This is a genomic window from Paenibacillus sp. T2-29 (genome assembly GCF_052921365.1).
In genome coordinates this window covers 1-13,922 of sequence record NZ_JBREVE010000008.1, presented here as the reverse complement: position 1 = coordinate 13,922, position 13,922 = coordinate 1, and the positions used below count along the sequence as shown (strand labels likewise).

Sequence of the window (13,922 nt, the reverse complement as noted above, 5' to 3'; positions counted from 1 at the left end):
CGATCCACCTCGATGTAGTTAATTAGTTAACTGTAATTTAATTAACCACTGGTTGCAATGATTTATACAAACTTTGTTCTGCATTTTTTGAAAAAGTATCGGCAAAACGTCACTTCCAAGGTCCGATGCACTGTTCAATACCTTGATCCACAAGAGCTTGGATGGAGGGCTGACGCAAGGTACGTCCTTCTTGCCATCGCCATTCACTATATTGAATCTTGGCGGTAAACATGGGTTTTACCCAAAATGCGTCTTGATGCCGATCCGGTTTATTAATAAAAGGTCGCTCCGATATGGTATGTGGCAAGAGGCGCTCGGTTAGCTGACGCCAATCTCCACGAGTCAGCTTACCTGTACCCACATGCCCGATATAGCGCAGCATTCCTTGTCTATCATACTGGCCCAGCAATACAGCGTTGATAACGCCTCCGTTTAGGGTATAGCCACCGATAACGGCAATGATATCACCATAATTTTTGACCTTGACCCATCGTCTGTCCTGTCCGCCCAATGTGTACGGACTATCCAGTTTTTTGCACACAATACCTTCCATTCCTTGGCTGCACATAACCTGAAATAGAGCTTGTCCATCAGGATGAGCAGGAGCCAGTTGGATCCGTTCACTCGGTATGATGATCTGATGCAGCAGTTCAAGCCTTTCCTGTAACGGTTTGCGATGAACCCATTCCCCATTTAGATAAACAATATCGAACAGCATGTAAGTAGCGGGTACGGCTTTATAGGCTGCCTGAATTCGATCCGTCCGGCGAATCAGATCCCGGCGCATAATTTCATGGAACGACGGTTTACCGTCGGCACCAAGTGCGATCATCTCCCCGTCCAGTATGACTGAATCTGCCCTGCAGTAGGAGGAGAAGCGAGCAAGCTCCGGGTACAATAGCGTTCGTTCATGCTGCTTGCGATTGAACAGACGCGTGCTGCCCTGATCGTGATACGTTAAAATTCTTGTACCGTCCCATTTTATTTCGTAACGCCAAAGGCCTGCATCTACAGGGACCTTTTCGCTCAGTTCTGGTTCAAACGGGATGACAGGCTTCATTTCCGTACCCAACACAGCACCTCCCTTTACCTTATTTGGAATAAATATAGTGTCGACGATAGTTCCTTTTTTATGTATGTGATGTTTCGCTGTCCCCTAAATAGGGGAATGATAAGGATATCTAGCGTGGGCATCAAGTGATTGCAGTACTCGTTCGCATGGAGTTGTACCCGCATTTTCTTCAGTCAGAAAGGGGATTGGTCTCATGAGACAAATTCGCGAGGAAGACCATGCAGTAGTCATGGTGGATGATGGACAGGTAGTTGCAGAAGTAGGTTATAAATCCGTAGATGACCACTCTTTGGTCATTGACCATACATTTGTATCCGAGCAGTTACGGGGTCAAAAAATTGGCAAGGAGCTTATCGACAAAGTTGTTGCTATGGCAAGGGAACAGCATAAAAAGGTGATCCCTGCTTGCTCGTACGCGCTGGCTCTGTTCAAGCGTCATCAGGAATACAGTGACGTCTGGCAGCAATAGATATGATATCATGGCAGCGTATTGCATAGCCGACACAACACCGGAGTGGGGAACGATCCCTTTTCGGTGTTTTTTGTGTGCATAAAGCTTGTAAAATGAATGCATTCTACCGTTGATATGAGGAGATAAGAGCGATTCCCAAATGATGAAGCATATTTTCAGGAGAATGGCTGTGAAATTGTTCATACTGTTGTCACTTCACAGGCTATCTATGAGTTCTATATAATATATTATGGTTATGACCGCAAAAATAACGAAAACCTGAATTTAAACGAAGGAGACGCTCATGATGAATAAAGCGAGTGAGGACAAGCAGTACGTTCCAACGAGCAATCGTAATTTTACAGCCTTGATTATCACCGTTTCCATTATAGCCAATGTGATTATTTTGCTACTGTTCTTTTCGCCGATCGGATACCAGGGGAGTGTTAGTTTTGATCTCACTATTTTCCCAAGGTTGAATGCGATTTTTAACAGCTTCACATTTATTTTCCTGGTGGCTGCATTGGTTGCGATTTTCAAGAAAAACATTAAGGTGCATAAAACCTTTATTCTGCTGGCCTTTGCCAGTACCGTTTTGTTTTTATTTTCCTACCTAACCTTCCATTACATTTCGCCGGAAACTGCAAAATATGGTGGTGTAGGTATCCTGCGGCCGATTTACTTTACGCTGTTGATTTCGCACAGTATACTGGCTGCGATTATCGTACCGCTGGCGCTATTCACAGTTGTATGGGGATGGACGATGCAGGTAGCAAAACATCGTAAAATTGCCCGTTGGACGATGCCTATTTGGCTATATGTGAGCTTGACTGGGGTTTTGGTGTACGTTTTCATGGCTCCATATTATTAATAGATGTCAATCCTCTGTAGGTTGATTTGGAAAACATGGCGTCTCTATTGAAGAGGCGTCTTTTTTGTATCCAATAAAAGAAAAATTATTCCTTCTAAATTTATTTTATTGAAAAAATGTTCCTTCTATAACGGTATTTCTGTTATAATTTACCTTAATCAACTAAGAACAAGGGGGTCACCATGTGACAAAGAAAGCGAAAGGCAGGTTACGGTTGCTTGTATCTATGCTGGCACTGGTTGTACTGCTGAGCGGCTGCGGTGGCGGAGGCTCAAAGCCGGAAAAGGTAGACGGAGGGAAAGTGACACTGCAGTTTTGGACCATTGCGCTACAACCTACATTTACCCCGTATTTTAATCGGGTCATTGCCGATTATGAGCAGAAGAACCCTAATGTCAAAATTGATTGGAAGGATTACCCATATGATGCAGTGACCAATAAGTTATTGACGAGTATTGCTAGCAACAGCAGCCCGGATGTAGTGAATCTCAATACGGAATTTGCTAGCCAAATGGGCTCTAAGGGTGCTGTTGTTGATATGAATGAACACTTGTCGCCCGAGGAAAAGGCTGCTTATTTCGAGGGTATTTATAATTCTACGGTTATTAACGGTAAAGCTTATGCACTACCCTGGTATACCGGCACGGAAGTACTTTACATGAATACAAAGCTGGTTAAAGCTGCTGGATTGGACCCTGCTCATCCGCCCAAAACGCGGGAGGAATTGTCAGAATGGGGCCGCCAAATCAATAGAAAAATCGGTAAGGCCGGCTATGCCCAGCAGCTCGTATCCAAGCTTTTTGCGGTTGACGGTATTCCCATTCTAAATAAAGAGAAGACAGCAGCTGCATTCAACACTCCAGACGCAGTCACCATGGTTGATAATCTAAAAAAACAGATGGAAGATGGTGTCGTGCTCAAGGAAGATGCTGATTTTTCACAGCAAGTGAAATATTATGCCGGCGAGCAGGTTGCCTTTGAGCTGGCAGGTCCGACGTTCATCAATTTTATCAAAACGGCGGCGCCGGACGTATATAAGAATACGATTGCTGTTCCCGTCCCAACTGGCAAAGCTGATGTGCGGCTCTCCAACTCTATGGACCTGGTCGTACCTACCAAGTCTGCACATATAGACGAGGCGGTGAAATTTGCTGTTTTCTTAACAAATGCTGAGAGTCAAACGGCTTTTTCTAAAGAGGCCAATACCCTACCTTCCACGAAAGAATCCATTAAAGACCCGTATTTTACTCAGTCTGACCAATCATTAGAAGCACAAGCCAAGGTAGTATCTGCACAAAGCTTGGATAAGGCGACAGATTATATGGTCGGTGTGCCTAATGCCAAGGATGTGAACAGTGCAATCGCGCGAGCCTTGCAAAATATTTTATTGAACGGAAGAGATACGAAGGAGACGCTTACTGCCCTGGAGCAGGAAGTAAACGATATTTTAAAGCAATAGGTATGACAGGGGAGTAATGCGAATACTCCCCTGTTCATTTATCAAAATCAGGTGGTGATGCAGCATGATCAAATGGTTGAGGTCGGAGTCCTTTACGGCCTGGGCCTTTATGACGCCGGGACTGTTATTGCTTGCCGTCTTTGTATTTTGGCCTATTATTTACAGCATTCCGCTGGCATTGACGGACTACTCTGTCATATCAGATACCCATTTTGTCGGCTTGGATAATTTTGAAGCAGCGTTTAAGGACCGTAACTTTCTTATTTCGATTTGGAACTCATTGTTGTACGTGCTCATTGTCCCCTTTCTTCAACTTTTCTCTATCCTGATGGCTGTGCTGGTGAACAGCCGTATCCCTGGAATTAAAATATTTCGTACGACCTACTACATCCCTGTTGTGACTTCGATGGTAGCTGTGGCCTTAATTTGGAGTTGGCTGTTGGGCAATAACAGCGTAGTGAACTATTTGCTTATACAGGCAGGTTTGATTAGCAAAGACATACACTGGCTATCGGACAGTAATTTAGCCTTGTATGTACTGATGTTCATCACGATGTGGAAGGGACTCGGGTATTATATGATGCTCTATCTGGCAGGATTACAAAACATTCCTCATGATCTGTACGAAGCCGCTAGGGTGGACGGAGCAAGTCGATGGCGTTTGATTATTCATATTACGCTTCCGCTGCTAAAACCTTACGTTTTATTCTGTACCCTCATATCGCTTATGGCAGCTATTCGTGTTTTTGATGAGGTATATGTGTTAACCAAGGGTGGACCGGGAACGGCCACATTAACATCCAGCTTGTATATTTTTCAAAAGGGGATGGAGCAGTTTAATTTTGGGTACGCTTCGGCACTTGGCTTAATTGTCGGTGCAATGATTGCGGTACTTAGTATTATCGTATTCCGATTCAATAGGAAAGGCGGTGTCAATCCCTATTGATGAATCTACAGAATGATAAAATGCTGCGCTCGTCTCTTCCTAAAAAAGAAACCAGTCGCATCAAGCTTAGTCTTGGTCGAGTGCTCAGAATGACGATAATGTATTTGCTTTTAGTGCTGCTAGCCCTCTTTTTAATGGGACCGTTTCTATGGCTACTTAGTGTATCCCTCATGCCAGGCCGTAATATTTTTTCAACGCCGCCTGCGATCTTCCCGACCTTTATTAATTTCGACAACTATGTTCAGGTGTGGCAGTTCATGGATTTTCCTAAATATATGCTGAATACAGTCATCATTACGGTGTTGGGCGTTGTGCTCAATGTGGTACTGGCCAGTTTGACGGGGTATCCCTTGGCTGTATTTCGTTTTAAGGGTAAAAATGTGGTGTTTACGCTGCTGATTGCTACAATGATTATTCCTTCTTATACGGCATTTATTGTGCATTATCTGACCATTCAAGGACTTCATCTGGGCAATACATATATGGGTGTAGTGTTGCCTGGGGCAGTCTCTGTGTTCAACATTTTTCTAATGCGGCAGACGTTTATTCATATCCCCGCCGACGTGCGTGATTCGGGTAAAATGGACGGCGCTTCGGAGTTTCGAATCTGGTGGCAGTTGGTGCTTCCGCTGGTCAAACCGGCGCTTGCTGTGATTTCTCTATTGGAGGCCATGTCGTTCTGGAACAGCTTCCTGTGGCCTATCGTTATTCTAAACGATACGGAGCTATACCCGCTGGCAGCTGCACTTACGTATCTCAATGGTCAGTTTGCCTATAATTTTGGCTGGATTGCTGCAGGCACAATGATTTCGGTATTGCCGATCATTATATTGTTCCTGTTCACGCAGCGCTATTATATGGAAGGCTTAGCGGGAGCGGTGAAAGGATAATTCAGAAGTCTCGGCTACGGAGAGCCCGTAAATGGAAGGAGACGATTGCGATGGAACTGTCCAAAAGAATGAGACCTAATTCGGATGTAGGGCTAATACCACAGGAGGTTCAATATTATTTTCGTGATGTGTATGACAGTGGGGACAAACTGGTTATCGCTGAACCGAACCTGATCTGTGAACTGTCCTCTCGCTTTGCAATGAATCAGGAGTATGAAGGTGTGCTTGACCCCGAGGGACCGATCCGACTCATTGCACCTCCGGGGCCCGGTGTTCCGACTGAAACAAGGGGAAGCGTGCAGTTGATGCTCGAATATGAAGGAACGCTTACTGCCGATGGATATCGTTTGGACATTCAGAAGGAAGGGAGAATTGAAATCCATGCATCCAATAAAAGAGGGCTTAAGTACGGCATGGATGCCCTACATCTCCTGCTTCAAGTAGAACAGGAACGATGTACGCTACCGGTGATATCTATTCGGGATGAGCCTTCCTTTCCGGTCAGAGGAATCATTGAAGGTTTCTACGGGAAACCGTGGAGTTTCGCAGATCGGCTGGATGCCGTTCATTTTATGGCTGCGCATCGGATGAACACGTTTATGTACGCTCCCAAGGACGATCCCTATCATCGCGAGCTATGGAGGGAACCGTACCCCGAGGAGACATTTGCCCAAATCCGCGAATTAAAGGAAGCCTGTGAACGGCACGAGGTTGATTTTCACTATTGTATTAGTCCAGGGAATGACCTGAATTTTGGTAGCGCTGAAGATTTTCTCAAATTGACGGAAAAGTTGGCAGCCATGATAGCGATAGGCGTGCGCCATTTTTCTGTATTAATGGATGATATTGATTACGTCCTTAAAGGGGAAAATCGGCATTTGCTGGGCCGTTCGGGTCACGCTCATGTCTTCTTGACGAACAAGGTTCATACATGGTTGGCTGAGCGGCTGCCTGAATTTACGCTGACAGTCTGTCCATCGGAATATTGGTCCTATTGGGATACCGAATACAAAAAGGATTTCCGGGAGCGATTGCATCCAGATATTAAGGTATTCTGGACGGGATACTTTGTATTTGCTCCACAGATTGGTCGCCAGCATGCTGCCGATAATCATGCATTCTATGGGCATGAGCTGTGGTTATGGGATAACATCCCGGTGAATGATTGTGACCATGATCGGTTATTCCTCGATCCGCTGCGCGGACGGTATTCCGGGCTTCCAGCTTGCGGACATACCGGCATGGTGGCCAACCCGATGAACCAATGGGAGTGCTCCAAGGTGACGCTCATTACGATGTCCCACTATATGTGGAACAGTGAGCGTTATATGCCGGGGCTGTCATGGGAATGGGCTGTGCGGGAGTTAGCGGGGGAGCATGCAGATGAACTGATGTTTTTCTGTCGCCAAAACAAGAACAGCCGACTGGGCGGCAACACGTATGAGGACGTGGACCTTGCCTTGCAAATGCGTGATATCCCTGCGCTGGATATCTACTTCGAGCGGCTGCTTCACGTTGTGAGCGTCCTACAGAATATATCTGCCAATGATGCGGCGGCAGGCTTCGTGGCACAGGCTACGCCTTGGCTGGAACGTGCCAAGTTGGATGTGGACCTGTGGCAAGTGCTGCGCCAAGCTGCGCTAGGCAACGAGCGCCAGAACGATGTGCAGTCGCTAGGAAACCTCATGCAGAGCGAAGCAACTGGCGGACAAAAGCCGCCGCCTCTGACGGACGAGGTCGTGGACGAACTACGACGCGGTATCACGGCTTGCCTAGAAGCAGAGACTCGACTGGGGAGCAATCCAGCGATCCGTGCCGCCGTGCAGTGGGGCTATGTCGATCAGGATGAACAAGGCAAATATCGACTGATCTTGTGAGAATTGGTGATGGTTAAGAAACAAGACAGCATAGCTGCCTTGAAAATTACCATTTGCCGTTAGAATAACGGTAATTTCCAGGAGAGGTGGAGCGTATGGTGAAGCCAAATACCCGATTACTTTTTGTACCGCTGGATGAGCGGCCCTGCAATTATCAATTTCCTTACTTACTAGCACAGGGCACAGACCTTGAAATGGAGCGCCCTCCTTTAGAATGGATGGGACAAAAGAAAATCCCTGGCGATACGACCAGGCTATGGACGTGGCTCGAAGAACGTGCGGCGACTGCTGATGGAGCGATTATTGCGATGGATACGCTGCTGTACGGGGGAATCGTACCCTCCCGGCTACACGGAATGTCGAGTGAGCAGGTCAGGGACAGGGCTAATCGTCTTCGCAGGTTGAAGCAGCTATACCCGCAACTGACTTTGTATGCCTTTCAATTGATTATGCGTTGTCCGCAATACTCTTTGGCTGATGAGGAACCAGACTACTATGCTGATTGGGGTCGTGAGATATTCAGAAAGGGTTTCATTGAGCATCGTCAGGAGCTAGCGATCGCTACCGCAGAAGAGTTGCTGGAATTAGCGTACATCGATGAGCGTTTGCCTATAGAGATTTTGGATGATTATCTAGGGCGTCGCCGTGTGAATTTGGAAGCCAATCAAGTAGCACTGGAACTGGTAGCAGAAGGCGTGATTGATTTTATGATCATCCCACAGGATGATTCGGCTCCCTACGGCTATACCGCCAAGGATCAACAACGGCTAAGAAGTCGTATTTCCGAGCTTGGGTTAGATTTGAAAGTATATATGTACCCGGGGGCAGACGAAGTGGGTTGTACGTTGCTAGCTCGTTGGGTGAATCAGACGAATCATCTAGTTCCACTGGTGTATCCTCGATTGTCTGCTTTGCAGGCAGCATTTGTAGTCCCGCTTTTTGAGGATCGTTATTTTTACGAGACATTAAAGTATCAGATTATAGCGGCAGGTGGGCTGATTGCTTCCTCGGCAGCGGAGGCTGATTTGATTTTGCTAGCTAACACGCCTGGCGACACGATGGCAGAGGCCTCCTCCCAGCAGCATGCGATGACCGGATATGATGTACAACGAAATCTAGTAGAACTAGTAGAGTACGGAGCTTATATGCAGCATTATGCCAATAAAAATGTCGCTATTGCTGATGTAGCCTATGCCAATGGAGCCGATCTCAAGCTACTTAGACTATTGAGGCAAAAGGGATTGCTATTTAAGCTGGCAGGCTATGCAGGCTGGAATACCAGTTCCAATACGCTCGGTACTGTCATTGCTCAGTCTATGCTTTATGTCCGCTATGGTCCTACGGAGGAACACCTGGATTTTCTGGGGCTACGCTACGCTGAGGATGCCTGTTACTGCGCTGTGGTACGTACAGCTATGAATAATGGAATTGTGGAGCAGATGGGTTTTAACAAGTTTATGCTCGATGGCTCTAGAGGGTCGGTAACTGCAGTCATTCGCGGACGGCTGGAGCAGGCGCTCGATGAATATGTAAATGGGCCGGAAGATCGCGTGGAAATTACAGATTGCTACATGCCGTGGAACCGTACCTTTGAAGTTGGATTGACTGTACGGCATTATGCCGAGGGGAGGGAGTGATTCCTATGGGAATGGAAGGTGTATTATCCAAGGTTTGGCATGGACTGATCGTTTCCTGTCAGGCGCTACCAGGCGAACCGTTGCATGGAGCAGATTCTATGGTCAAAATGGCGCGTGCTGCACAGCAGGGGGGAGCTGTAGCGATTCGTGCCAATGGTGCATCGGATGTACGTGCGATTAAACAGGCGATCCCTCTACCAGTCATTGGTTTGATTAAACGGGATTATAATGATTCTGATATTTACATTACGCCTACCCTCCGTGAAATGGAGGAACTGGTGGAGGCAGGTGCGGATATCATTGCGCTGGATGCCACATTGAGACCGCGCCCAGCGGGGTGTAAGTTGAAACACCTCATAGATTACGCTCATGAGCACGGAGTCGCTTCCATGGCGGATATATCGACACTAGAGGAAGCACTTCATGCGGCTTCCCTTGGTATAGGCTGCGTATCCACGACGTTATCCGGTTATACGCCATATTCTACTCAGATAGAGGGTCCGGATCTGGAATTGGTTCGGAGAGCATCAGAGCTGGTTCCTGTTCCTGTCATTGCAGAGGGCAGAATCCATGATCCGGCACAAGTAGAGGAAGCGTTTCGGCTGGGTGCACATGCAGTGGTTGTAGGCTCGGCGATTACTAGACCCCAATTGATTACGCAGCGGTTTGCCGATGCCGCAAGGAAGGCAGTGAAATGCATCTATGGAGATGAACGACCGAATTAACACGTATTATCCTTCATTAACGAAATCGGAGCAAAAGGTCGCTTTGTGTGTACTGGAGTGCCCCGCAGACATCATATATTTCTCTGTGACGGAGCTAGCTGACTTCGCAGGTACAGGCGAAACGACGGTTATGCGTTTTTGCCGGAAAATTGGTTTTAAAGGGTATCAGGATTTCCGACTGTCGCTAGCACAAAACCAGACTTATCGCAAAACCGATATGAGCGAGGAGAACATCGACCCAGATAACGAACATGATATTACCCGCACGGTGTATCACAATATGCTCGATATATTGCATTCCAGTATGGGGCTCTTGGATCATTCGGAGCTTAGTCGTGCTATAGCGTGTCTCGATCAAGCGGGTTATGTTCAATTTTTCGGGGTAGGTGCATCGGGCATTTCCGCGCAGGATGCTAAAAACCGCTTCTTGCGGATTGGGCGGCGCGCCGAGGCTGTGGCAGACGGACATATTCAGTCGATGATGGCGGTGTCCATGAGCGCTGGTGATGTCGCTATTGGCATCAGTGTATCAGGAAGTACGCTGGATACGAACGACATGCTGTACAAGGCCAAGCAGAACGGTGCAACAGTTATCGCAATTACGAATTATGCAAAATCACCTATTACCTCCATTGCAGATATTGTTTTACTGACCGCAGGGAAGGAAGCTCCGATAGAAGGCGGTTCAATCGGCGCCAAAATCTCACAGCTATTCGTGATTGACCTCATCTGTGAAGGACTTGCTCGCAAGCACACGAGTCACACCAAACAAATGAAGGAAAAAACAGCGAGAGCGGTGATTGAACGAAGTTATTGAAATTCTGCGATTGTGGATTGGAATACGGCACGCTCCGACAGTTCATCATGTTTTTCTATCTATAGAAGGTTTGTGCTAAGAGCTCGTAAGCTTTTATGTGGGGGAACAAGGAGGATATGGTGGTGGCAGTTGCATTGAACAAAGTCATTGGGATCGACATTGGGGGGACTTCTGTAAAGGCCGCCATAGTGGCACGGGATGGATCTGTACTTGATGAAATTCGAATGGATACAGATGCCTCCCGTGGGCGTGACTGGGTGTTGTCGCGTGTATCTGAGTCTGTATTCGGACTGATGCGTTCTTTTGGGGATACCAGTGTGAGTACCCCTGTAGGTATAGGCGCTTTAGGTATTGCTACTGCTGGCAGAGTGAATGTGGAGAGCGGTGAAGTTGTGTACGCTACAGATAACCTACCTGGCTGGCAGGGTACATCCTTGGTGAGGTGGGCTAGAGAAAAGCTTGCTTTACGTGCGGTTGCTGATAATGATGCGAACGCTGCGTTACTTGGAGAAGCTTGGCAGGGGGCCGGGAAGGGTAAGCAGCGCCTAGCCATGCTCACCTTGGGAACAGGGGTCGGAGGCGCGTATATGGAAAATGGCCTCTTGTGTAGAGGTGCTCATTGGAGCGGCGGCGATTGGGGGCACAGTATTTTGTTTCCTGGAGGTCACCCCTGCAATTGCGGGAAAAAGGGATGTGCTGAGCAATACGTATCAGGTAGCGCCCTGTTACGTCGAGGTAGTGAATGCACCGGAAAACTGTATTGTTCTGGGAACGAGATTGTGGAAGAGGCCGCTCACGGCAACCTGAAGACAATTCAGGCGCTAGATGACTACACAGCAGATTTAGCTGTTCTTCTGGCTAATATATCGGTGACTCTTGATCCTGAGTTGATCATTGTTGGGGGAGGAGTAGCGGACGCGGGAGATGTCTGGTGGCCCTTGCTGGAAAAGCATCTGGACCGACTGGGAGTTCAGACAGAAGTAAGTCGGGCAATGTTGGGAAACCGCGCTGGATTCATTGGCGCTGCCAGGCTTGCTTTTGAGATGACGGAATCTTAGTAAAAATGAAAGGGGAACGAACCATGACGCAAAAACGGCTTGATGCCGATATTGTTGTGATTGGCGGAGGTCTGGGTGGGACATCGGCAGCCCTTGCAGCGGCGAAAGCTGGTATGAGAGTCATCATGACAGAGGAGACGGACTGGCTGGGAGGGCAATTAACTTCACAGGCTGTTCCTCCGGATGAGCACCGCTGGATCGAACAGTTTGGTTGCACAGCAACGTATCGTGAGTTCCGCAATCGTGTACGCTACTACTACCGTCAGAACTATCCATTAACTGAAGAAGCGTACAATGATCCGATTCTTAATCCTGGGAACGGCTGGGTAAGTCGTCTGGCTCATGAACCACGGGTAGCTCTACAGGTGCTTGAGGATATGCTTGCTCCTTATTTAAATACGGGACGTGTTCGTGTATATTATCACACTGTGCCTATTGCTGCTCAGACAGATGGAGATTCTATCACTTCTGTTACCGTCCGCACCTCGTATAATCCTGATCATAAGAGTGGCCTCAGAGTGCTGCATGGAACGTTTTATCTGGATGCCACAGAGTGTGGTGATCTCCTTCCCATGGCGGGTGTGGAGCATACAAGTGGAGCGGAATCCCGAGCTTCAACGGGGGAGCCTCATGCACTGGAGTATGCTAATCCTCTTGATATGCAATCTATCACGCATGTGGCTGCTGTAGACTACATTCCTCAGGAAAGCTTCATTATAGAGCGACCGCAACAATACGATTTCTGGAGAAATTATATCCCGTCCTTTTCCCGTTTTCCGATTTTGAGCTGGTTTGCAACAGATGCAGATGATACCAGTAAGCTAAAACAGTTCACATTATTCCCTAACGATCAGGGTATTGTATCCTTATGGGATTATCGTCGTATCGTAGATCCTTCCATATGGAGCGAACCGCTAAACGATGGTGAGGTTACTCTTTTAAACTGGGCTCAAAATGATTATTACCTAGGACCATTGATTGGTGTCACCGCTCAGGAGCAGGCAAGGCATCGAGAAGGAGCGCGTGAGTTGACTCGTTCATTAATATATTGGCTTCAAACTGAGGCTCCCCGATTAGATGGAGGTTTCGGCTATCCTGGAATTCGACCACGGGGTGATTTTCTTGGCACTTCTGACGGTCTGGCTAAAACGGCTTATATTCGCGAGTCGCGCCGGATTAAGGCCAAGTATACGATTTCGGAGTTTGATGTAAGTCGTGAGCTTCGGGGGAAGGAGGGACCCAAACGATATTCAGACAGTGTAGGTGTGGGCAGCTATCATTTAGATCTTCATCCGACTACGGTATCTCAGCGAACCTTTTACATCCCTAACTATCCTTATGAAATTCCATTGGGTTCACTGATTCCTGTGAGAGTACGTAATTTGCTTCCTGCATGCAAAAATATAGGGATGACTCAAATAGCCAATGGTTGCTATCGGCTACATCCTACAGAATGGAATATAGGAGAATCATCGGGAAGCTTGGCGGCTTACTGTGTCTCCAACGGAGTATATCCTATTGAAGTGAGCCGATCAGAAGAACATCTTGGACGTTTTCAAAATGTTCTCCTTCGTCAAGGTGTGGAGCTGCATTGGCCAGTAGAGGTGTTCGAACCAGAAGGAGTGACCAGTTAATGAAGGGGCACAAGCCCCTTGACTGATTTATCGGAGCAGAAAATGAGTAGATGTATTCAAAAAATAAAAATAATAAAAAAATACTTGCTAAGTTGCTTAGGTATATGATATATTATTTGAGCTGACAACAAAACAGCCGTTTCGAAAAAGAATAACTAGGGCGAAACAATCTTCGAAAAGAAGAAAAAAAATAACCCTTGCATTTTTGAAATGAACATGATATGATCTTATAGCTGTTGAAAAACGCAGTGAAAAGAATTTGATCTTTGAAAACTGAACAACGAGTGAGTAAATGATTTTGTTCGCAAAATCAAACAAGAGATATTTTATCTCGTTAGTTTCAACATGAGCTAATCGCTCTTTCTATAAACCAGCTTCGGTTGGTCTTTAATGGAGAGTTTGATCCTGGCTCAGGACGAACGCTGGCGGCGTGCCTAATACATGCAAGTCGAGCGGGGTTATTTAGAAGCTTGCTTCTACATAAC

General features: G+C 47.0%; 12 protein-coding genes and 1 rRNA gene. 12 read left to right on the top strand and 1 reads right to left on the bottom strand.

Annotation, left to right across the window (positions count from 1 at the left end; genetic code table 11):
- Window positions 1–109: 109 nt before the first annotated feature.
- Complete coding sequence (locus ACU1JV_RS20090; RefSeq protein WP_216976271.1) at window positions 110–1,072, bottom strand: ATP-dependent DNA ligase; 963 nt, start codon at window positions 1,070–1,072, stop codon at window positions 110–112.
- A 193-nt stretch (window positions 1,073–1,265) separates the two neighbouring features.
- On the opposite strand from ACU1JV_RS20090, the gene ACU1JV_RS20085 reads away from it, so the two are divergent.
- The 12 genes from ACU1JV_RS20085 to ACU1JV_RS20030 all read left to right on the top strand — a co-directional run.
- Window positions 1,266–1,541, top strand: a complete 276-nt coding sequence (locus tag ACU1JV_RS20085) for a GNAT family N-acetyltransferase (protein ID WP_013369011.1) — start codon at window positions 1,266–1,268, stop codon at window positions 1,539–1,541.
- A 286-nt stretch (window positions 1,542–1,827) separates the two neighbouring features.
- Entirely contained in the window at window positions 1,828–2,394 is a 567-nt protein-coding gene (locus ACU1JV_RS20080) for a DUF420 domain-containing protein (RefSeq protein ID WP_013369012.1), read from the top strand.
- A 184-nt stretch (window positions 2,395–2,578) separates the two neighbouring features.
- The gene (locus tag ACU1JV_RS20075) at window positions 2,579–3,853 is read left to right on the top strand and encodes an ABC transporter substrate-binding protein (RefSeq protein ID WP_413987366.1); all 1,275 of its coding nucleotides are present in this window, start codon (window positions 2,579–2,581) and stop codon (window positions 3,851–3,853) included.
- 64 nt (window positions 3,854–3,917) lie between these two features.
- A complete protein-coding gene (locus ACU1JV_RS20070) occupies window positions 3,918–4,799 on the top strand; it encodes a carbohydrate ABC transporter permease (protein WP_013369014.1) in 882 nt (293 codons plus the stop codon).
- On the top strand, window positions 4,799–5,689 hold the full coding sequence (locus ACU1JV_RS20065) for a carbohydrate ABC transporter permease (protein WP_264217704.1): 891 nt from the start codon (window positions 4,799–4,801) through the stop codon (window positions 5,687–5,689). Before ACU1JV_RS20070 ends, ACU1JV_RS20065 begins: the two co-directional genes overlap by 1 nt.
- Before the next feature lie 50 nt (window positions 5,690–5,739).
- On the top strand, window positions 5,740–7,566 hold the full coding sequence (locus tag ACU1JV_RS20060) for a protein O-GlcNAcase (protein ID WP_413987367.1): 1,827 nt from the start codon (window positions 5,740–5,742) through the stop codon (window positions 7,564–7,566).
- A 95-nt stretch (window positions 7,567–7,661) separates the two neighbouring features.
- The gene (locus tag ACU1JV_RS20055; protein WP_413987368.1) at window positions 7,662–9,203 is read left to right on the top strand and encodes a DUF4127 family protein; all 1,542 of its coding nucleotides are present in this window, start codon (window positions 7,662–7,664) and stop codon (window positions 9,201–9,203) included.
- Window positions 9,204–9,208: 5 nt separating this feature from the next.
- Window positions 9,209–9,928 (top strand): N-acetylmannosamine-6-phosphate 2-epimerase, encoded by a 720-nt coding sequence (locus ACU1JV_RS20050; protein WP_413987369.1) that lies wholly within the window; start codon window positions 9,209–9,211, stop codon window positions 9,926–9,928.
- Window positions 9,906–10,745 carry a MurR/RpiR family transcriptional regulator gene (locus ACU1JV_RS20045; protein ID WP_337684100.1) on the top strand — a complete coding sequence of 280 codons (840 nt, stop codon included), beginning with the start codon at window positions 9,906–9,908 and terminating at the stop codon, window positions 10,743–10,745. The genes ACU1JV_RS20050 and ACU1JV_RS20045 overlap by 23 nt, the downstream gene beginning before the upstream one ends.
- A 116-nt stretch (window positions 10,746–10,861) precedes the next feature.
- Window positions 10,862–11,803 (top strand): ROK family protein, encoded by a 942-nt coding sequence (locus tag ACU1JV_RS20040; RefSeq protein WP_255305283.1) that lies wholly within the window; start codon window positions 10,862–10,864, stop codon window positions 11,801–11,803.
- A 23-nt stretch (window positions 11,804–11,826) separates the two neighbouring features.
- A complete protein-coding gene (locus ACU1JV_RS20035) occupies window positions 11,827–13,437 on the top strand; it encodes an FAD-dependent oxidoreductase (protein ID WP_413987370.1) in 1,611 nt (536 codons plus the stop codon).
- Window positions 13,438–13,824: 387 nt separating this feature from the next.
- Window positions 13,825–13,922 (top strand): 16S ribosomal RNA (locus ACU1JV_RS20030); the annotation flags it as partial.

Coding starts and splice junctions, on each gene's coding strand:
- ACU1JV_RS20035 (WP_413987370.1), top strand. CDS start 11,827: ATGACGCAAAAACGGCTTGATGCCGATATTGTTGTGATTGGCGGAGGT.
- ACU1JV_RS20060 (WP_413987367.1), top strand. CDS start 5,740: ATGGAACTGTCCAAAAGAATGAGACCTAATTCGGATGTAGGGCTAATA.
- ACU1JV_RS20080 (WP_013369012.1), top strand. CDS start 1,828: ATGATGAATAAAGCGAGTGAGGACAAGCAGTACGTTCCAACGAGCAAT.
- ACU1JV_RS20085 (WP_013369011.1), top strand. CDS start 1,266: ATGAGACAAATTCGCGAGGAAGACCATGCAGTAGTCATGGTGGATGAT.
- ACU1JV_RS20040 (WP_255305283.1), top strand. CDS start 10,862: ATGGTGGTGGCAGTTGCATTGAACAAAGTCATTGGGATCGACATTGGG.
- ACU1JV_RS20065 (WP_264217704.1), top strand. CDS start 4,799: ATGAATCTACAGAATGATAAAATGCTGCGCTCGTCTCTTCCTAAAAAA.
- ACU1JV_RS20055 (WP_413987368.1), top strand. CDS start 7,662: ATGGTGAAGCCAAATACCCGATTACTTTTTGTACCGCTGGATGAGCGG.
- ACU1JV_RS20070 (WP_013369014.1), top strand. CDS start 3,918: ATGATCAAATGGTTGAGGTCGGAGTCCTTTACGGCCTGGGCCTTTATG.
- ACU1JV_RS20045 (WP_337684100.1), top strand. CDS start 9,906: ATGGAGATGAACGACCGAATTAACACGTATTATCCTTCATTAACGAAA.
- ACU1JV_RS20050 (WP_413987369.1), top strand. CDS start 9,209: ATGGGAATGGAAGGTGTATTATCCAAGGTTTGGCATGGACTGATCGTT.